We start from the raw sequence: 18,791 nt of genomic DNA, 5'->3' as shown, positions 1-18,791 counted from the left end.
GAAAAAATGTGGGCGGGTCATACCGCCCCTTTTTTTTGCCTGTAAAACCTGTTTTGCACTCACAAAAAAAGCCCCGAAGGGCCTTTCTGGCAATCCTGGAACTCAGCGTTCCAGATCTGCGATCTTGCCTGTCTTGCCGTCCCATTCTTCTGCGTCGGGCAGGGCATCTTTTCTTTCTGTGATGTTGGGCCACACTTCTGCGAGTTCGGCGTTGAGCTCGATGAAGTTTTCCATGCCAGCAGGAATCTCATCTTCGGAGAAGATGGCTTGCGCAGGGCATTCAGGCTCACAAAGCGCGCAATCGATGCACTCATCCGGGTGAATCACCAGGAAGTTCGGGCCTTCGTAAAAGCAGTCCACCGGACAGACTTCTACGCAGTCGGTGTACTTGCACTTGATGCAGTTGTCGGTGACGACGAAGGTCATTTCTAATTCTCTCCTCAGGCGGCTGCGGCATTGCCCTTCCAGATAGGGATTGCCAGGTTCGGGGCGTTTCCCGGCCTTATGAAAACACGTGCATGGAGTGAGCGGCCTTGAGGCAGATGGACTGCATTGCCTGCCGCTCGACCCTTGGTTCGCTGCGTTTTCACGCGGCTCGATAGCTGCCCAACCAGGCTAAAAGCTGGGAGCATCCCAAACCGCGCGGGATTCTAACAGCTTGTAACGCTTCGCGTCAGACCCGAGTTTGCAATGAATACAGCAACTCTAGTGCCTGACGAGGTGTAAGGTCGTCGACTTTTACCTTCGACAGCTCTTCCAGCACCGGATGGGGCAGGCTTGCAAACATGTCGCTTTGCATGGGCGCTGCCGGTTTTCCGGGTTTTGGTCGAGGTTGCTCATGGGGCAGGCTGGTGGTTTCCAGTCGCAGCAAATGTTCCTTGGCGCGCGTGATCACTTTGGCTGGAACCCCCGCCAGTTGTGCCACTGCCAGGCCATAGCTCTGGCTTGCCGGCCCGGGAAGAACCCGGTGCAGGAAGACAATCCGTTCGTTGTGCTCGGTCGCGTTCAGGTGCACGTTGCTCACCAGCGGCTCGCTCTCGGGCAGCACCGTCAGCTCGAAATAGTGAGTGGCGAACAAGGTGTAGGCGCGCAACTGGGCGAGACATTCTGCCGCAGCCCAGGCCAGCGAAAGACCGTCGAATGTGCTGGTGCCGCGTCCGACTTCGTCCATCAGCACCAGGCTGCGGTCGGTTGCGTTATGCAGGATATTGGCGGTTTCGCTCATTTCCACCATGAATGTCGAGCGTCCGCCCGCCAGATCATCGCTGGAGCCGATACGGGTGAAGATCCTGTCGACCAGAGACAGTTCGCAACTGGCGGCCGGAACAAAGCTGCCAATGTGAGCGAGCAATACGATCAATGCGGTCTGACGCATGTAGGTCGATTTACCGCCCATGTTCGGGCCGGTAATCACCAGCATGCGGGTGTTGTCATCCAGAGACAGGTCGTTGGCCACGAACGGTGTGGACAATACTTGTTCGACCACCGGATGACGGCCCTGATCGATGCGCATGCACGGTTCGCTTGAGAAGCGCGGGCAATTGAGATCCAGATTCAGTGCGCGTTCGGCCAGATTGCTCAAGACGTCCAGCTCGGCCAGAGCCGCAGCGGTGTCCTGCAGCGGTGCCAGATGACCGATCAGGTCTTCCAGCAAGGCCTCGTAGAGCATTTTTTCTCGTGCCAGGGCGCGGCTCTTGGCTGACAGCGCCTTGTCCTCGAACTCTTTCAGTTCGGGCGTAATGAAGCGCTCTGCGCCTTTGAGGGTCTGGCGACGGATATAGTCGGCTGGCGCCTGCTCGGCCTGCTTGCTGGGCAGCTCGATGAAGTAGCCGTGTACGCGGTTATAGCCGACTTTCAGGTTGGCAAGGCCGGTACGGGCCTTTTCCCGTGCCTCCAGGTCGATAAGGAACTGGCCGGCGTTCTCGCTCAGCGACTGCAACTCGTCCAGTTCGGCATCGTAGCCGGTCTTCAGCACGCCGCCGTCGCGAATCACGGCGGGCGGGTTATCGATGATCGCCCGTTGCAGCAGGTCTGCAAGTTCCGGGTAGGTGCTTGTGGTCCGGGCCAACTGTTGCAGATGCGGTGCTTCCAGGCTGGTCATCGCCTGTTGCAGCTCCGGCAGCGCGCCCAGAGCGTCACGCAGGCGTGCAAGGTCCCGTGGACGGGCGTTGCGCAGGCCGATACGCGCCAGGATGCGCTCGATGTCACCGATTTCCTTGAGCTGCGGTTGCAGGCTCTCGAAGCGGTAGCTTTCCAGGAAGCAGCCGATCGAAGTCTGTCGGGCCTGGAGAACTGTCAGGTCGCGCAGTGGGCGATTGAGCCAGCGGGTCAGCAAGCGCGTGCCCATGGCTGTCTGGCAGCGGTCCATGACCGATTGCAGCGTGTTGTCGCGTCCGCCAGCCAGGTTCGTGTCCAGCTCAAGGTTGCGGCGGCTGGCGGCATCCAGCACCACGGTGTCGTCCAGGCGCTCGTGGCGCAGGCTGCGCAAGTGCGGCAATGCGGTGCGCTGGGTTTCCTTGGCATAGCTCAGCAGACAGCCTGCGGCACCAATGGCCAGTGTCAGGTTTTCGCAGCCAAAGCCTTTGAGATCCTGAGTCGCGAATTGCTGGCACAGGCTTTTATGCGCTGAATCTCGCTCGAAATCCCAAGGCGCACGACGACGCGAGCCGCGGCGCTTTTCTGCCGGAAGGCCCTGAGGCCAGTCGTCGGGAATCAGCAGCTCGACAGGGTTGATACGTTCCAGCTCTGCCAGCAGGTTTTCCCAGCCCTTGATTTCAAGCACGCTGAAGTTGCCGCTGGTGATATCCAGGACCGCCAGACCAAACAGACGCTCGTCACCCAGGACCGCCGCGAGCAGGTTGTCCCGGCGCTCGTCAAGGAAGGCTTCGTCGCTGATGGTGCCCGGTGTGATGATACGCACGACCTGACGCTCTACCGGCCCTTTGCTGGTCGCCGGGTCGCCGATCTGTTCGCAGATCACCACTGATTCGCCCAGTTTTACCAGCTTGGCCAGATACCCTTCGGCTGCATGGTACGGAATGCCGCACATGGGGATGCTTTGACCGGCCGACTGGCCACGCGCAGTCAGGGTGATATCCAGCAGCCTGGCGGCTTTTTTGGCGTCTTCGTAGAAGATTTCATAGAAGTCGCCCATGCGGTAGAACATCAGCTGATCGGGATGCTGGTTCTTCAGCTTCCAGTACTGCTGCATCATGGGGGTGTGCGAAGAGAGATCGGAAATTGCTTTATTCATCAGTAGGTTAGGCAAGTTCGTTAGAAGGGTTGGGCAAATTTCAGGGTGTGACATGTAACCCCTCTCGTGCCGAGGGCTGTCTGCCGTGTTTTTGCGATGGGCGCAAGGTTACCACGCACACCCTCATAGCGCAGGCATGGCCGACACTTCCTGTTTCGTCACCGAAGGTTTCCAGACGACCCGTGATGTGGATCGGCTGTATAGACTTTCAGCGTTGTCGCCCAATGACGGGCGGCACCTTATAAAAAAGGATTTTTATATGGCGAACAAACGAGCACGGGATTCTGGTAGCGGGCGCTTCATTCCTGTCGAAGAGGCCAGGCGCCGCCCGAAAGAAACAACCGTTGAGACGATCCGCAAACCCTGTCCGAAGAAAAAAGAGTCATAGTTGCCCCATGAGCGAGCGGCTGCTCAGGTGGCCGCTTTGGCTCGCTCCGTTCGGTTGTTACAGGAAAAGATCGTGGATGAAATTACCCGGCTTGCCGAATCGCTCGGCAAGCATCTAAAAGCCATCAATGCTCAGGTCACTACCGCAGAGTCCTGTACGGGCGGCGGGATTGCCGAAGCCATTACCCGCATCGGTGGCAGCTCTGCCTGGTTTGAAGCAGGCTATGTGACCTATTCCAATACTCAGAAAACCCGGCAGCTCGATGTGCCTGCCGAGCTGTTTGTGACACACGGCGCAGTCAGCCAGCCCGTCGTGGAAGCCATGGTGCGTGGTGCGCAGGAGAAAAGTGGCGCTCGTTTCGCCGTTGCCGTCAGTGGCGTGGCAGGGCCTGGCGGTGGTTCGGTTGAAAAGCCGGTCGGCACCGTATGGCTGTGCTGGGGCATGGGAGAGACGCTTGTCGCTCAGCGTCGACAGTTCGACGGCGACCGCGATGAAGTGCGCCGACAAACGGTTAAGGCCGCGCTAGAGGGGCTGATACAGCTTGCTGTTGGAGAAATGCCAAAACAGGGGTAGGCGAGCGCTCATCGCTGTGGAATAATACTGTCTACTTATACAGGTGTTCTGATCGCTCAGGCCCTAAATTGAATTTGATTACGTGAGGACTTCAATGGACGACAACAAGAAGAAAGCCTTGGCTGCGGCCCTGGGTCAGATCGAGCGTCAATTCGGTAAAGGTGCCGTAATGCGCATGGGTGACCATGATCGTCAGGCTATTCCTTCTATTTCCACCGGTTCGCTGGGTCTGGATATCGCACTGGGTATCGGCGGCTTGCCTAAAGGCCGGATCGTTGAAATCTACGGTCCCGAGTCTTCGGGTAAAACCACGCTGACCCTTTCGGTCATCGCTCAAGCCCAGAAAGCAGGCGCAACCTGTGCGTTCGTCGATGCCGAGCACGCACTGGACCCTGAATACGCCGGCAAGCTGGGCGTCAATGTCGACGACCTGCTGGTTTCGCAGCCGGACACCGGTGAGCAGGCCCTGGAAATCACCGACATGCTGGTGCGCTCCAATGCCGTCGACGTCATCGTCGTCGACTCCGTTGCCGCATTGGTACCCAAGGCCGAAATCGAAGGCGAAATGGGTGACATGCACGTTGGTCTGCAAGCACGTCTGATGTCTCAGGCGCTGCGCAAGATCACCGGTAACATCAAGAACGCCAACTGTCTGGTCATCTTCATCAACCAGATCCGTATGAAAATCGGCGTGATGTTCGGCAGCCCTGAAACCACCACTGGTGGTAACGCTCTGAAGTTCTACGCCTCGGTACGTCTGGATATTCGCCGTACCGGCGCCGTGAAAGAAGGCGATGAAGTGGTGGGTAGCGAAACCCGCGTCAAGATCGTGAAGAACAAGGTGGCTCCGCCGTTCCGTCAGGCAGAGTTCCAGATTCTTTACGGCAAGGGCATCTACCTCAACGGTGAGATCATCGACCTGGCTGTGTTGCATGGCTTTGTCGAGAAGTCCGGCGCGTGGTACAGCTACCAAGGCAGCAAGATCGGTCAGGGTAAAGCCAACTCGGCGAAGTTCCTGGCGGATAACCCGGAAATCGGCGCTGCACTTGAGAAGCAGATCCGCGACAAACTTCTGACTCCAGGTGTCGACACCAAGGCTGTTGGCTCCCGTGAATCGGCCGATGCCGATGACATGGCTGAAATCGACGCAGATATCTGATCAAGCCTCATGCCTGTTGTGCTCGATACCACTGTCGCCGTACGACGAACCGCAATGGACCTGCTCGCGCGACGCGAGCATGGTCGAGTCGAGCTGACGCGCAAGCTGCGTCAGCGCGGCGCTTCTCCCGAGCATATCGAGTCCGCCCTTGACCGTCTGGTCGAGGAAGGGCTGCTCTCTGAATCCCGCTATCTTGAAAGCTTCGTTTCCTCCAGGGCACGTTCGGGCTATGGCCCTTTGCGTATTCGTGAAGAGCTGGGGCAGCGTGGCTTGCAGCGGGGCGATATTGAAGAAGCGCTCAGGGAGTGCGGTGTCGACTGGCAAGCCCGTCTGTACGAAACCTGGCAACGCAAATTTGCTGGCAGGTTGCCTGCCGATGCACGCGAGCGCGCCCAGCAAGGCCGTTTCCTGAGCTATCGCGGGTATCCGCTGGATATGATCGGCCGCTTGTTGAGCGGCCGTGGCGAGGATGATTAGCCAGGTATCCAGTGCGGATATCAGGCTTTCCTGACAAGGTTCTCTGGCAGGTTGATGTAGTCGATCAACTCGCGAAGCCGGCCTTGATTACGCCCTGTAAATGAAAATGTAAGGCGTGTCAGGTCACTGAATTGCGCTTCGTCGTGTTCTTCTCCCTGATAAGTGTGCTGATGGAAGTCTTCGCTGCTGCAGATATCGGCAAAGGCTTTCTGGATGTGCGCCAGTGCCTGCTCGTTGAGCGGGTGATGCATGCGAATCACGAACTTGTTCTTCAGCCAGCGGCTGGAGTGAAAGTTACTGTAGAACCTGTTGATTTCTTCGACAGCCTCGTCGGTGCTGTAAACCAGCCGCATCAGTTTCATATCGGCTGGCAGAATGTAGTGGTTGACCTCCAACTGGTTCTTGATGAAGTCCAGTGCGCTCTGCCAGAAGTTTCCGCCCGGCGTATCCAGCAGCACGATAGGCACCAGCGGGCTTTTGCCGGTCTGGATCAGTGTCAGTACTTCCAGGGCTTCGTCCAGTGTTCCGAAGCCTCCAGGGCATAGCACCAGAGCATTGGCCTCCTTGACGAAGAACAGCTTGCGGGTAAAGAAGAAGTGGAATGGCAGGAGGTTTTCAGTCCCTTCCACGGTCGCGTTGGCATGTTGCTCAAAGGGAAGGGTGATATTGAAGCCCAGGCTGTTGTTACGACCGGCCCCTTCGTGTGCAGCAGCCATGATGCCGCCACCTGCACCCGTGATGACCATCATGTCGGAGCGAGCCAGTTTTCCCCCAAGATCCCTGGCCTGCGCATAAAGAGGGTGTTCCACTGGCGTGCGGGCCGAGCCGAACACCGTCACTTTACGGCGTCCCTTGAAACGCTCCAGCACCCGGAATGCTCTGTCCAGCTCGCGCAGTGTTTGCAGCGTTATCTTGGCGTCCCAGCGGTTACGGCCATCTTCGGCCATGCGCAGGACGGTCAGGATCATGTCTCGGTACAAAGGCAGGTTGGGGCTGTCAGGAGCGACCTGATTGATGTGCTCCTCGATCTTGCTGGTGATATCCAGGCCATTGCTCTGAAAATGTTGCGATAGAACATCGTTAGGTACATACGGCATTCAAGATTTCTCCTCCTGCAGAATGGCTTGATCCGGGCGAGACTCCCGTCAGGATCACAAAACATCGTACTTTGCCGATGATAGAAGCTTTCTTCAGGTTATATGATGGCCCGAAAATGTCTCGCTTTCCTCTAAAAGGCTATCGATTATCTATCTGCTCAAGGGCTGGGAGGAGGGATACAAAGAGGAGCGCGCCGCCTGAGTGACGGCGCGTGGTGAAGCGAGGGATGCTGCTTATTTGCCAGATTTCTTTACTGCGCAGTCCGAGGCCTGGAAGGTCTGGCTGATGATTGGGCGGTTGGTCTTGTACTCGGTGAACTGGTATTTGAGTACGGCACCCTTGGTCATCAGTTGGCGGTAGCCATTGTTGTGGCAAACGCTGTTACCCAACTGGCTGCGTACGGCGTCCGGGTTGGCGCGCATTTGCCGGGCCTGACCTTCGCGCACGCTCAGGTGGTTGATCAGCTCCTTGCCGTTGACGGTGTAGCCCTGGTCCAGAATGTCTTCGTTGATTGCCCTTGGCGTTCCGATACTGCTTTCCTTGGCTACTTTTTCCAGCATGCTGCTGAGCTCGAATTCCTGCTTTGACGCTGCCTGCGCGCACAACGGGGCGACGAGTAAAAGCGTAAGGGTTGGGGCGATGAGGCGCAGCATCAAACTCTCCTGATTCAGTGGCTGGCCGGTTTGACCAGCAACTTCAACGTGTGTTCAGAATAACCCGCCCACGGCGCGTTTCCAGTGGCGCGCCAGTATAGGTCAGGACCAACTGGCTCGAAAGCAGGTTGAACCGGCAGGGCTCTGGTAAACTGCGCAGACTTTTTACCCCTGTCGAGTTTTTGCTGTGTCGATGCCTTTCTTCAGCGGGCGTGTCTTTCAATGAGCCATGCTGTTTCCCGCCTGCGCGATCAGCGCCTGGCCCGTAGCACCAAGCCTTTCATTGCCCGTGGTTCCCGAGCGCCGCGCTGTACGGATTGCCGGGTGATATCCAGCTATTGCCTGTGTGCCTGGCGGCCCAAGGTCGCTGCAACGTCTGGCATGTGCCTGTTGATGTATGACACCGAGCCGCTGAAGCCGACCAATACCGGCTGGCTGATCGCCGATGTCATTCAGGATACCCACGCCTTTGGCTGGTCGCGGATCGAAGTCGACGAGCAACTGCTGGCTTTGCTGGATGACCCGCAGTGGCAGCCTTATATTGTGTTTCCGGGTGAATTCGTCGCCAGGGAGCGGGTTGTAACCCGGGTTGCGCGTGAAGAAGGCAAGCGTCCGTTGTTCATTCTGCTGGATGCGACCTGGACGGAAGCGCGCAAAATGTTCCGCAAGAGCCCGTATCTTGAGCGGTTCCCGGTTTTGAGTCTGGAGCCGGAGCAGATCTCGCGTTATCGGCTGCGCCGTTCCCGGCGCGATGACCATTTCTGTACGGCCGAGGTTGCTGCGTTGTGCCTGGAACTGGCTGAAGATACCAGCGCCAGTAGTGTGCTGGATGCTTATCTGGATGTATTCAGCGCCCACTATCTCGGGGCCAAGTTCCAAAGGCCAATCGACCCGGATGATGCGGCCCACAGTTATCTGAAGGCTTTTCTTTGATGGCGCAGGAGTCTGCGCTCCAGATAGAGGCTGATTGCCAGTTCAGATTGGAATCAAGGCCGTATCAAGCTTGACCACTCCTGCCTGGCTGGGCATGCTTGGCGCCGCTTGAGCGCTGAACTTGTTGGCTTGGCGTGAATGTGCCCTGTCGGCTCGCACTATAAAAACAGGATCAAAAAATGACCTACGACATCCTGATCGCCGATGATCACCCGCTGTTTCGTAGCGCGTTGCATCAGGCGTTGAGCATTGGCCTTGGGCCTGATGCACGGCTGGTCGAGGCGGAGAGCATTGCCCAGATCGAATCTCATCTGGCGCAGAAGACCGACTGGGATCTTGTCCTTCTGGATCTGAACATGCCGGGGGCCTACGGTTTTTCCGGGCTGGTGTTGCTGCGGGGTCAGTATCCGCAAATCCCGGTGGTCATGATCTCCGCTCAGGAAGAAGCCTCAATCGTGGTGCGCTCCCGTGAGTTCGGCGCCAGTGGCTTCATTCCCAAGTCCAGTTCTCTGGAAATCATTCAGCAGGCAGTGCGTACTGTTCTTGATGGCGATGTCTGGTGGCCGCCGCAAGTCAACGAAGTGGTCAGTGTGTCGGATGAAGCCAAGGCGGCCAGTGCCGGCCTTGCCAGCCTGACGCCACAGCAGTTCCGTGTATTGACCATGGTCTGTGAAGGCTTGTTGAACAAGCAGATCGCCTATGAGCTCAGTGTCTCTGAAGCAACGATCAAGGCGCATGTCACGGCGATTTTCCGCAAGCTGGGGGTCCGCACACGAACCCAGGCTGCGTTGTTGCTGCAACAGCTGGAGTCTGTTTCAGCCAATTAATCGGGTTCACGCTTTTTTGACCTGTCTTGCCTTAGCTTTCCTCATCTTTTCGACACAGTAGTCTATCCATGCCTTCACCCTTCAAGGGCCAGACCGGCCTGAAACGTATCCTCAATGCTGCTGGTTATTCTCTTGACGGTCTGACGGCTGCTTTCAAGGGTGAAGCGGCTTTCCGTCAACTGGTGCTGCTCAATGTCGTGCTGATCCCGTTGTCTTTCGTGGTCAACGTCAGCAGGGCCGAGCAAGCCTTGTTGATTGCCGTATGTCTGCTGGCACTGATCGTCGAATTGCTCAACTCGGCGGTTGAAGCGGCCATTGACCGCATTTCTCTCGATCTGCACCCCCTGTCCAAGAATGCCAAGGACATGGGCAGCGCCGCGCAGCTTGTCGCGCTGGCCATCATCGCGGTGGTCTGGGGGCTGATCCTGTTGGGCTGAGCCCGCCGCAATATTCAATAAAGGCTCGGTATCACGATCTCGTCGCTGCGCTGGACCCCGGCGGTAAAAGCGCGGCACAGCTCAAGAAACTCACGCATGGCAGAGGTCTGGTACTTCTGCTTGTGCCAGATGAAGTAGAACTGCCGCGACAGATCCAGCTCCGGCGTATCCAGAGCCACAAGGCTGCCACGCCGAAACGCATCGCGCAGGGCCAGCCGGGAAATACAGCCGATGCCCAGCCCTGATTCCACCGCCCGCTTGATGGCTTCGGTGTGTTCCAGCTCAAGACGCACATTCAATCCGTTACGGTGATGACGCATGGCCTGATCGAAGGTCAGGCGTGTACCTGAGCCTTGCTCGCGCAGAATCCAGGCTTCATGAGTCAGTTCCTTCAGGCTGGCGTGACCCCGTTTGGCCAGGGGATGCTGAGGTGCGCAGAACACCACCAGCTCATCTTCGACCCACGACTGCACTTCGATATCGGGATGGCTGCAATCACCCTCGATCAGACCCAGATCAATTTCGTAATGCGCCACCTGCTGCACGATATGCGCTGTGTTCTGGACATGCAGCTTGACCTGGCTTTCCGGGTGACGCTGCATGAAACCACCGATCAGCAGGGTCGCCAGATAATTGCCGATGGTCAGCGTGGCGCCGACCGCCAGCGAGCCGAAGCCGGACTTGCCATTGAGCAGGTCTTCGATTTCCTTGGCCTGATCGAGCAGGGCAACGGCCTGAGGTAATAGCTGGCGTCCGGTCGCGTTGAGGCTCAATCGCTTGCCGGCACGATCGAACAACTGGCAACTGGATTGACGCTCCAGTTCGGTGATAGAGGTGCTGGCTGCCGATTGCGAGAGCGAAAGCATGACGGCCGCACGGGACACGCTTTCCTGCTGGGCAACGGCGACGAAGACTTGAAGCTGACGGAGAGTAAATCGCATATCTATATAACCGATAACCCATATCTTGATAATTAATTTAACAGATATTGTGTCTGCCACTAGAATGTCGCGCAATAGCGCTTATGCCCAGCGCAGACGAATTTTTCAGGAGTTCCTACGTACATGAGCAACATGAACCACGAGCGTGTCCTCAGCGTCCATCACTGGAACGACACTCTCTTCAGTTTCAAGTGCACCCGCGACCCGGGTCTGCGTTTCGAGAACGGTCAATTCGTGATGATCGGTCTGCAGCAGCCTAACGGTCGCCCGCTCATGCGTGCGTATTCGATTGCCAGCCCTAACTGGGAAGAGCATCTGGAATTCTTCAGCATCAAGGTGCCTGATGGCCCGCTGACCTCGCAGTTGCAGCACCTGAAGGAAGGCGACGAGATCATCATCAGCAAGAAGCCTACGGGTACTCTGGTGCTGGACGACCTCAAGCCTGGCAAGCATCTGTACCTGCTGAGCACCGGCACTGGCCTGGCGCCGTTCATGAGCGTCATTCAGGACCCTGAAACCTACGAGCGTTTCGAGAAGGTCATCCTGTGCCACGGCGTACGTTACGTGAACGAAGTCGCCTACCGCGAATTCATCACCGAGCACCTGCCGCAGAACGAGTTCTTCGGTGAAGCGCTGCGCGAAAAACTGATCTACTACCCAACCGTTACTCGTGAGCCTTTCGAGAACGAAGGCCGCCTGACCGACCTGATGCGCAGCGGCAAGCTGTTCAGCGACATCGGTCTGCCGCCGATCAATCCTCAGGACGACCGCGCCATGCTGTGCGGCAGCCCGAGCATGCTCGATGAAACCAGCGAAGTGCTCAACAGCTTCGGCCTGACGGTGTCTCCGCGTATGCGTGAGCCAGGCGATTACCTGATCGAGCGTGCATTCGTCGAGAAGTAAGCCGGTTTGATGAAAGCCGCCTCCCTCTTCATGAGCGAGGCGGTTTTTTATTGAGCGGGATTTGTTGCCGGAACAACCTCAAGCACCCGGATCAGCCCCGGCTGCGGATAGTGCCAGCGCACATCCATATCCCAGAACTGCGCGCCATAGCGACGTTCCGGCGCAGGCACCTGATAGGCCGGGCGCGGGTCCTGGGCCAGGCATTGTTCGATCAGTTCGACCAGAGGCTCGCCCAGACGCTGCCCGTGTTGGCGGGCTTGCGCCAATGCGCTGTCCTGCCAGTGGACGGGGATCAGTTCCGGTGCTGCGCTTGCGATGAGGTTGGTTGCATCCGCGAGGGCGTCGGCGTAAGGCACGTAGGGCTTGATATCCAGCACCGGCGTGCCGTCCAGCAGATCGATGCCGGAGATCCAGAGCTTGCCAGCCTCGACCTTGTCCAGCCTGACCACCGATTGCCCGATACCATTGGGGCGATGCGTCGCACGTGTGGCGAACACGCCCATGGATTGGTTGCCGCCCAGGCGTGGCGGACGCACCTTGAGCCGTGGCTTGTCTTCCAGTGCCTGATGGAACAGGAACAGCAACCAGACATGACTGACCTGTTCCAGCCCCTGTACCGCATCGCCCTGATCAAAAGGGGCAACCAGCTCCAGGCAGCCACGGGCGGCGGGTGCCAGTTGTGGCTGGCGCGGGATCGCGAATTTTTCCTTGAAGCAGGAACGCACGAACCCGACAGGGGAGACGTTGTAAGTCACGAATCAGCCGCGCACGCGCAAGGTCAGGCCCTTGAGGAAGTTACGCAGCAACTGGTCGCCGCATTCGCGGTAGTTGTTGTGGCCAACCTTGCGAAACAGGGCGCTGAGTTCCGGTTTGGATACCGGGAAGTTCACGGATTTGAGGATGGCGTGCATGTCGTCTTCCTTGAGTTCGAAGGCGACGCGCAGCTTCTTGAGGACGATGTTGTTGGTGATCGGTAATTCAATGGGTTGCGGTGGACGGCTGTCGTCCTTGCCGCGCTTGAAGATCACCAGGCCATCGAGGAAGTGCGCCATGATTTCATCGCTGCAATCGAGGTAGCCTTCTTCCTCTTCCTTTTTGGTAAAGGCGATCACATCGTTTTTAGTGATCTCGAAGCCGGTGAGCCGGGTGACTTCGACAATCTTGCTGTCACTGATATCCAGCATATAGCGCACGCTGCGCAGTACATCGTTGTTCATCATGAGGCGTGAGTCCTGGTAAGTCGTTGTAACGGCGCACGAGTCGTGTCGTGCGCTGCAAAAAGGAGGGTTAGAATTTTTCCTTGGCGGTCATGTAGCGCCACTGGCCTTCAGGCAACTTGCCCATGGAGACGCCACCGATGCGGATGCGCCGGATCGAAACGATCTTCAGGCCGACGGCTTCGCACAATTGGGCGATGATGCCGGGTTGCGGGTTTTTCATGGCAAAGCGCAGGCGGTTCTCATTCTGCCAGCTGGCTTTGACGGCGGGCAGTTCCTTGCCTTTGTAGGTCAGGCCGTGGTTCAGGCGATTCAGGCCATGGGCAACCATCTCGCCAGAGATTTCCACGATATATTCCTGCTCTATCTTGCTGCGGTCGTCGGTGAGCTTGCGCAGGATTTTCCAGTCCTGGCTGAACACCATCAGGCCGCTGGCATTGGCTTGCAAGGTCGAGATCGCTTCAAGTCGCAGGAAGTGGCCCTTGAGCGGGCGCTTGCCGAAGCTGTGTTCCTGGGAAAGGGTGCCGGGAGTAATCAGTTGCAGGGCGCTTTCGACACTGGCCGAGGCGGGCTTGTGCAGAATGATCGTGACTGCCTCAGGGGTTTCGGCCCTGGCGTCGGGGCTGAGTTCGACCTTCTGGTTCCCTACCTTGAATTGCGGCTCTTCGACCACCTCGCCATCCACGGTCACCCAGCCGCCCTCGATATACAGTTCAGCCTCCCGACGGGAGCAGCCGACCAGTTCGATAAGGCGTTTGGAAAGGCGAATGGGGTCTGTCATGAAAAGAAGCCGTTACTGATGGGAAAGGCGCCATTGTACCTGCGCACGCCTGATAATCGGTGCGAATAATTAACGGGTTCACACCATCGGGTGCAGGGGCAATGCCGATCAGTCAAGGTGAAGTCGCCAGCAAGCTGCCTCCCACAAAGTAATTCATGACCTTGACTGATCAGCATCAGGGCGCGAATTCATTCGCGAGATGGCAGTCGCATTCTCAGGATCGGATAAGGATGCCCCAGCCCGTCGAGTTCGCTGCGGTGGATGATCTCGAAACCATGCTTGAGATAAAACCCCAGGGCCTGCGGGTTTTGTTCGTTGACGTCCAGTTCGCTGATGTGGAAATGCGCGATGGCGTGTTCGAGTAGCTGCTTGCCCTGGCCCTGGCCACGCTGTTCGGGTGCGATGAACAGCATTTCCAGCTTGTATCGGCTGACGCCAGCGAAGCCGGTGATGTTCAGTTGCTCATCGCGGGTGCAGAACAGGGTGACCGAACCCAGATAATGCGTGAACAGCAGGTCCTTGAGCGTGGCGATGTAAGTATCCGGCAGGAAGTCGTGGGTCGCACGTACCGAGCGTTCCCAGAGATTGGCCAGTTCTTGAAAATCGTTTTGGTCTGGCGTGTACAGGTCCATTTCGATGGGCTCTTTTGCGTGATGTGCATGAGTAGACAACCCAGGCAGATAAAAAAGCCCCGCCGTTTTCAAGGGCGGGGCTGATCTGGCTTTAACTTCGACCTCAGTCGATGATTTCTGCCCACAGATCGTATTCGTCCGCATCGGTCACGCGGCACATGATCTTGTCGCCGGGTTTGACCGGGCTGTCGTCTTCGAGGCCGATATAGACGTTGCCGTCGATTTCCGGTGCGTCGAAGAAGCAACGACCCACGGCACCGCGTTCGTCGACTTCATCGATCAGAACTTCGATTTCCTTGCCGATCTTCATCTGCAGACGGGCGGCGCTGATGGCCTGTTGATGGGCCATGAAGCGATCCCAGCGATCCTGCTTGACGTCGTCCGGCACGATCTCGGCATCCAGCAGGTTGGCTGGCGCGCCTTCGACTGGCGAGTACTGGAAGCAGCCGACGCGGTCGAGCTGGGCTTCGGTCAGCCAGTCCAGCAGATACTGGAAGTCTTCTTCTGTTTCGCCCGGGAAGCCGACGATGAAGGTGGAGCGGATGATCAGGTCCGGGCACTGTTCGCGCCAGTTCTTGATACGCGCCAGAGTCTTGTCTTCAAAGGCCGGGCGCTTCATGTTCTTGAGCACCTTGGGGCTGGCGTGCTGGAACGGAATATCCAGGTACGGCAGGATTTTCCCTGCGGCCATCAGCGGGATCAGCTCATCGACGTGCGGGTACGGATAGACATAGTGCAGGCGAACCCAGACGCCCAGCGAACTGAGAGCCTGACACAGTTCGGTCATGCGGGTCTTGACCGGCTGACCGTTCCAGAAGCCGGTGCGGTACTTGATGTCGACACCGTAGGCGCTGGTGTCCTGGGAAATCACCAGCAGCTCTTTCACGCCGGATTTGACCAGACGCTGGGCTTCATCGAGCACATCGCCTACCGGACGGCTGACCAGCTTGCCGCGCATCGACGGGATGATGCAGAAGCTGCAACTGTGGTTGCAGCCTTCGGAAATCTTCAGATAGGCATAGTGACGTGGCGTCAGCTTGATGCCTTGTGGCGGTACCAGATCGATCAGCGGGTTGTGGTCCAGCTTCGGTGGCACGACTTCGTGTACCGCATTGACCACTTGCTCGTACTGCTGCGGCCCGGTGACCGACAGCACGCTCGGGTGTACGTTACGGATAACGTTTTCGTCAACGCCCATGCAGCCGGTCACGATCACCTTGCCGTTTTCGGCAATGGCTTCGCCAATCACTTCCAGCGATTCAGCCTTGGCGGTATCGATGAAACCGCAGGTGTTGACGACAACGACGTCCGCATCCTGATAGGTCGGAACGACTTCGTAACCTTCCATGCGCAGTTGGGTCAGGATGCGCTCGGAATCGACCAGGGCTTTCGGGCAACCCAGGGAAACGAAGCCTACCTTGGGGGCGGACGGCGTGGTGACGGTGGACATGGCAAACCTCGGCGTGAAGGGTGCCTGGCTCAATACGCGGGCACCGGTTGGGCGCTTGGTGCGCCTCTGATCAAAAAGTGCGCAATTCTAGCGATGAGTGAGTGCGATGACCAGTGTTAAACAGAGAATTACGACGAGTGCTGCGCGCCGTTGCACGCTGAAAATATCAGCTCAATGCGGCAAGCACGTGTTCAGGATCGTTGTGTATCGCACGCAGTAGCGCACGAGCCGGACCTTCAGGCTCACGGCGACCCTGTTCCCAGTTGCGTAGAGTTCCAACTGCAACATCAATGCGCTTGGCGAAGGAGGCCTGAGAGAGCCCCGTTGCCTGACGGATCTTTTTGACCTGAAGCGCATCAATGTGGAATTCACGCGATGGCTGACGCTCACCACGATCAATCTCATCCATTTGAGTCATGCTTTCCACAAGACGATTGAAGAGATCCTTTTCCATCATTTCCACCCTTTGTTGAGTGCTCGAAGCTGAGCCTTCTGTTTATCGGTCAAGGTATCCATGATCCCTTTCCGATAGATCAATATCAGTCGTATCTGGCTTGCGGAGATCAGGTGATAGTAGATCACTCGTACTCCACCGCTCTTACCTTTGCCATGCGCGCCCCAGCGGATTTTTCTCAAACCTCCAGTGTCCTCGATAAGGGCACCGGTATCCGGTTGCTGAGCTAGATGCTGCTGAAGTGCTCTGTATTCTTCATCGTTCAAATGCTCTTTCAGGTCCGAGGTAAATATCGGCGTTTCGATGAAGATCATGCAATCCCTTGGGTACGTCATTGGCGTAGCTGGATTCTAGGCCGTCGCTCAAATATGAGCAACCTGATCAGGGGCCTCAGGTGTTGTGGCGATAGGCAAAAGGTGCTGCTCAATAGGAGCAAGTGCCAGTTGGGCGCGTGCTGTGTGTCTGGTCAAAAAAGCGCAGCCCTGGCGGTGAGTGAGTGCGATGACCAGTGTTAAACAGAGAATTACGACGAGTGCTGCGCTATGCTTCGCGGCGTTGCGCCAACGCATGTCAATAATTGGTGCGATCTGAATTGTTACGTGGTGTGAAGTTCAAAGTGCTTTGAACCTCAAGTCTGGTTTCAGGAGTATTGGATGAGTCAAGCAAGCAGTCATGCTGAGACTGGAAGCACTGCAAAACCTCTGGGTTTGCTGATCGCGGCCGTGGGCGTGGTGTATGGGGATATCGGTACGAGCCCGCTGTATACGCTCAAGGAAGTGTTTCACGGAGGGTATGGGGTTGAAGTCACCCATGACGCGATACTTGGCATCCTGTCGCTGATTTTCTGGTCGCTGATCTGGGTGGTGTCGTTCAAGTACATGGCCTTTATCCTGCGCGCCGACAACCAGGGCGAGGGCGGGATCATGGCCCTGACGGCACTGGCCAGGCGTGCGACGACCAAATACCCCAGGTTGCAGATGCTGATGGTGGTTTTCGGGCTGTTTGGTGCCGCTCTGTTTTATGGCGACAGCATGATTACCCCCGCTGTTTCGGTGCTTTCAGCGATGGAAGGGCTGGAGCTTGCCTTTGACGGGCTTGAGCACTGGATCGTGCCGATGGCGCTGATTGTGCTGGTTGGCCTGTTCCTGATCCAGAAGCACGGTACGGCCCGTATCGGTGTGCTGTTCGGTCCGGTAATGGTCACCTGGTTCGTGGTGCTGGGCGCGCTGGGTGTCTATGGCATCATGCATTCGCCTGAGGTGCTGAATGCGGTGAACCCGATGTGGGCGATCCGTTTCTTCATCCTGCATCCCGGAATCGGTGTCGCGATTCTCGGTGCGGTCGTGCTGGCGCTGACCGGTGCCGAAGCGCTGTACGCCGACATGGGGCACTTCGGGCGCAAGCCTATCTCAAGGGCCTGGTTCATTCTGGTGTTGCCAGCGCTGCTCCTTAACTACTTCGGGCAGGGCGCATTGGTGCTGGAAAACCCCGAAGCAGTGCGTAACCCGTTCTACCTGCTGGCGCCGGGCTGGGCGCTGTTGCCGCTGATCGGCCTGTCGACACTGGCGACAGTCATTGCTTCCCAGGCGGTCATCTCCGGTGCGTTCTCCATGACCTTGCAGGCGATTCAACTGGGCTACATACCGCGCATGTATATCCAGCACACCTCCAGTGATGCGCAAGGCCAGATCTACATCGGTGCCGTGAACTGGGCGTTGATGGTGGGCGTTGTCATGCTGGTGATCGGCTTCGAGTCTTCCGGCGCGCTGGCTTCGGCTTATGGCGTTGCCGTGACTGGCACCATGCTCTGCACCACGATTCTGGTGTCGTCGGTAATGCTTCTGCTATGGAAGTGGCCGGCGGTGCTGGCGGTCCCCTTGCTGCTGGGGCTGCTGCTGGTGGATGGTCTGTTCTTTGCCGCCAACGTGCCGAAGGTCGTGCAGGGCGGTGCTTTCCCGGTGCTGGCGGGCGCGGCGCTGTTCATCCTGATGACGACCTGGAAGCGTGGCAAACAGTTGCTGGCCGACCGTATCGATGAAGGTGGCCTGCCATTGCCGATCTTCATTGGCAGCATTCGCGTGCAGCCGCCTCACCGGGTTCAGGGCACCGCCGTGTTCCTGACCGCACGCAGCGACGCTGTGCCTCATGCGCTGCTGCATAACATGTTGCACAACCAGGTGCTGCATGAGCAGGTGGTATTGCTGACAGTGGTTTATGAGGACCGGCCGCGTGTGCCATCCCATGAGCGTTTCGAGGTCGAGTGTTACGGAGAAGGTTTCTACAGGGTGATCCTGCACTTCGGTTTCATCGACGAGCCGGATGTCCCGGCTGCGCTGACGCTGTGTCATCTGGATGATCTGGATTTCAGCCCGATGCGCACCACTTACTTCCTCAGTCGTGAAACAGTCATTCCTTCCAAGATGGTGGGCATGGCGCGCTGGCGTGAAGCGCTGTTCGCTTTCATGCTCAAGAACGCCAACGGCAACCTGCGCTTCTTCAAGCTGCCCTATAACCGGGTGATCGAACTGGGAACCCAGGTCGAGATGTAGCGTTTCTCCTGGCGTACAAAAAATCCCGGTCACCTCGCGGTGCCGGGATTTTTCATTTCTACAGAT

General features: G+C 57.6%; 21 protein-coding genes. 9 read left to right on the top strand and 12 right to left on the bottom strand.

Annotation, left to right across the window (positions count from 1 at the left end):
- Positions 1 to 102: 102 nt before the first annotated feature.
- Both fdxA and mutS read right to left on the bottom strand, forming a co-directional pair.
- Positions 103 to 426 carry a ferredoxin FdxA gene (gene fdxA / locus JL015_RS06600; RefSeq protein WP_012270863.1) on the bottom strand — a complete coding sequence of 108 codons (324 nt, stop codon included), beginning with the start codon at positions 424 to 426 and terminating at the stop codon, positions 103 to 105.
- A gap of 247 nt (positions 427 to 673) precedes the next feature.
- A complete protein-coding gene (gene mutS, locus JL015_RS06595) occupies positions 674 to 3,241 on the bottom strand; it encodes a DNA mismatch repair protein MutS (RefSeq protein WP_201018089.1) in 2,568 nt (855 codons plus the stop codon).
- Positions 3,242 to 3,389: 148 nt separating this feature from the next.
- Here mutS and JL015_RS06590 point away from each other — a divergent pair, with 148 nt between their 5' ends.
- The 4 genes from JL015_RS06590 (at position 3,390) to recX (ending at position 5,850) form a co-directional block, all read left to right on the top strand.
- Positions 3,390 to 3,641 carry a competence protein CinA gene (locus tag JL015_RS06590; protein ID WP_201018101.1) on the top strand — a complete coding sequence of 84 codons (252 nt, stop codon included), beginning with the start codon at positions 3,390 to 3,392 and terminating at the stop codon, positions 3,639 to 3,641.
- Positions 3,642 to 3,713: 72 nt separating this feature from the next.
- Positions 3,714 to 4,214 carry a CinA family protein gene (locus JL015_RS06585; protein ID WP_201018088.1) on the top strand — a complete coding sequence of 167 codons (501 nt, stop codon included), beginning with the start codon at positions 3,714 to 3,716 and terminating at the stop codon, positions 4,212 to 4,214.
- Positions 4,215 to 4,308: 94 nt separating this feature from the next.
- Entirely contained in the window at positions 4,309 to 5,373 is a 1,065-nt protein-coding gene (gene recA / locus JL015_RS06580) for a recombinase RecA (RefSeq protein WP_201003531.1), read from the top strand.
- 9 nt (positions 5,374 to 5,382) lie between these two features.
- Positions 5,383 to 5,850, top strand: coding sequence for a recombination regulator RecX (recX, locus tag JL015_RS06575; protein WP_201017875.1), 468 nt, complete (start codon positions 5,383 to 5,385; stop codon positions 5,848 to 5,850).
- Between the two features lie 20 nt (positions 5,851 to 5,870).
- Here the strand turns inward: recX and JL015_RS06570 are convergent, their stop codons facing one another.
- Together JL015_RS06570 and JL015_RS06565 are read right to left on the bottom strand one after the other, a co-directional pair.
- Positions 5,871 to 6,947 carry an LOG family protein gene (locus tag JL015_RS06570; RefSeq protein ID WP_201017874.1) on the bottom strand — a complete coding sequence of 359 codons (1,077 nt, stop codon included), beginning with the start codon at positions 6,945 to 6,947 and terminating at the stop codon, positions 5,871 to 5,873.
- 234 nt (positions 6,948 to 7,181) lie between these two features.
- Positions 7,182 to 7,601: a quorum-sensing-regulated virulence factor family protein gene (locus JL015_RS06565; RefSeq protein WP_201017873.1), complete on the bottom strand. Its 420-nt coding sequence runs from the start codon at positions 7,599 to 7,601 to the stop codon at positions 7,182 to 7,184.
- 222 nt (positions 7,602 to 7,823) lie between these two features.
- Between JL015_RS06565 and JL015_RS06560 the strand changes: the two genes are divergently transcribed.
- From JL015_RS06560 to JL015_RS06550, 3 genes are all read left to right on the top strand, one after another.
- Positions 7,824 to 8,534: a tRNA-uridine aminocarboxypropyltransferase gene (locus JL015_RS06560; protein WP_201017872.1), complete on the top strand. Its 711-nt coding sequence runs from the start codon at positions 7,824 to 7,826 to the stop codon at positions 8,532 to 8,534.
- Positions 8,535 to 8,713: 179 nt separating this feature from the next.
- Positions 8,714 to 9,361 carry a response regulator transcription factor ErdR gene (erdR, locus tag JL015_RS06555; protein WP_201017871.1) on the top strand — a complete coding sequence of 216 codons (648 nt, stop codon included), beginning with the start codon at positions 8,714 to 8,716 and terminating at the stop codon, positions 9,359 to 9,361.
- A gap of 68 nt (positions 9,362 to 9,429) precedes the next feature.
- Positions 9,430 to 9,798: a diacylglycerol kinase gene (locus tag JL015_RS06550; RefSeq protein WP_201017870.1), complete on the top strand. Its 369-nt coding sequence runs from the start codon at positions 9,430 to 9,432 to the stop codon at positions 9,796 to 9,798.
- Positions 9,799 to 9,812: 14 nt separating this feature from the next.
- On the opposite strand, the gene JL015_RS06545 is transcribed toward JL015_RS06550, so the two are convergent.
- Positions 9,813 to 10,739 (bottom strand): LysR family transcriptional regulator, encoded by a 927-nt coding sequence (locus JL015_RS06545; protein WP_201003517.1) that lies wholly within the window; start codon positions 10,737 to 10,739, stop codon positions 9,813 to 9,815.
- A gap of 123 nt (positions 10,740 to 10,862) precedes the next feature.
- Between JL015_RS06545 and fpr the strand changes: the two genes are divergently transcribed.
- Positions 10,863 to 11,642 (top strand): ferredoxin-NADP reductase, encoded by a 780-nt coding sequence (gene fpr, locus JL015_RS06540; protein WP_007923929.1) that lies wholly within the window; start codon positions 10,863 to 10,865, stop codon positions 11,640 to 11,642.
- A 47-nt stretch (positions 11,643 to 11,689) separates the two neighbouring features.
- Here fpr and tsaA read toward each other — a convergent pair whose 3' ends face one another.
- The 7 genes from tsaA to JL015_RS06505 all read right to left on the bottom strand — a co-directional run bounded on the left by tsaA (position 11,690) and on the right by JL015_RS06505 (position 16,490).
- Positions 11,690 to 12,397 carry a tRNA (N6-threonylcarbamoyladenosine(37)-N6)-methyltransferase TrmO gene (gene tsaA / locus JL015_RS06535; RefSeq protein ID WP_201017869.1) on the bottom strand — a complete coding sequence of 236 codons (708 nt, stop codon included), beginning with the start codon at positions 12,395 to 12,397 and terminating at the stop codon, positions 11,690 to 11,692.
- Positions 12,398 to 12,400: 3 nt separating this feature from the next.
- On the bottom strand, positions 12,401 to 12,862 hold the full coding sequence (locus JL015_RS06530; RefSeq protein ID WP_201017868.1) for a YehS family protein: 462 nt from the start codon (positions 12,860 to 12,862) through the stop codon (positions 12,401 to 12,403).
- Between the two features lie 67 nt (positions 12,863 to 12,929).
- Positions 12,930 to 13,640, bottom strand: coding sequence for an rRNA pseudouridine synthase (locus JL015_RS06525; RefSeq protein WP_201017867.1), 711 nt, complete (start codon positions 13,638 to 13,640; stop codon positions 12,930 to 12,932).
- Positions 13,641 to 13,828: 188 nt separating this feature from the next.
- Positions 13,829 to 14,272, bottom strand: a complete 444-nt coding sequence (locus JL015_RS06520) for a GNAT family N-acetyltransferase (RefSeq protein ID WP_201017866.1) — start codon at positions 14,270 to 14,272, stop codon at positions 13,829 to 13,831.
- A 103-nt stretch (positions 14,273 to 14,375) separates the two neighbouring features.
- The gene (gene rimO / locus JL015_RS06515; RefSeq protein ID WP_201003507.1) at positions 14,376 to 15,722 is read right to left on the bottom strand and encodes a 30S ribosomal protein S12 methylthiotransferase RimO; all 1,347 of its coding nucleotides are present in this window, start codon (positions 15,720 to 15,722) and stop codon (positions 14,376 to 14,378) included.
- A gap of 166 nt (positions 15,723 to 15,888) precedes the next feature.
- A complete protein-coding gene (locus JL015_RS06510; RefSeq protein WP_201017865.1) occupies positions 15,889 to 16,176 on the bottom strand; it encodes a helix-turn-helix domain-containing protein in 288 nt (95 codons plus the stop codon).
- On the bottom strand, positions 16,176 to 16,490 hold the full coding sequence (locus JL015_RS06505; RefSeq protein ID WP_201017864.1) for a hypothetical protein: 315 nt from the start codon (positions 16,488 to 16,490) through the stop codon (positions 16,176 to 16,178). The genes JL015_RS06510 and JL015_RS06505 overlap by 1 nt, the downstream gene beginning before the upstream one ends.
- Before the next feature lie 339 nt (positions 16,491 to 16,829).
- Here JL015_RS06505 and JL015_RS06500 point away from each other — a divergent pair, with 339 nt between their 5' ends.
- Positions 16,830 to 18,725 (top strand): potassium transporter Kup, encoded by a 1,896-nt coding sequence (locus tag JL015_RS06500; RefSeq protein WP_201017863.1) that lies wholly within the window; start codon positions 16,830 to 16,832, stop codon positions 18,723 to 18,725.
- Positions 18,726 to 18,791 lie beyond the last annotated feature (66 nt).

Source organism: Pseudomonas cichorii (assembly GCF_015471405.1).
Classification (GTDB): domain Bacteria; phylum Pseudomonadota; class Gammaproteobacteria; order Pseudomonadales; family Pseudomonadaceae; genus Aquipseudomonas; species Aquipseudomonas serbiensis.
The sequence above is the reverse complement of the archived record's forward strand: the minus strand, read 5'-3'. Positions and strand labels throughout refer to the sequence as shown.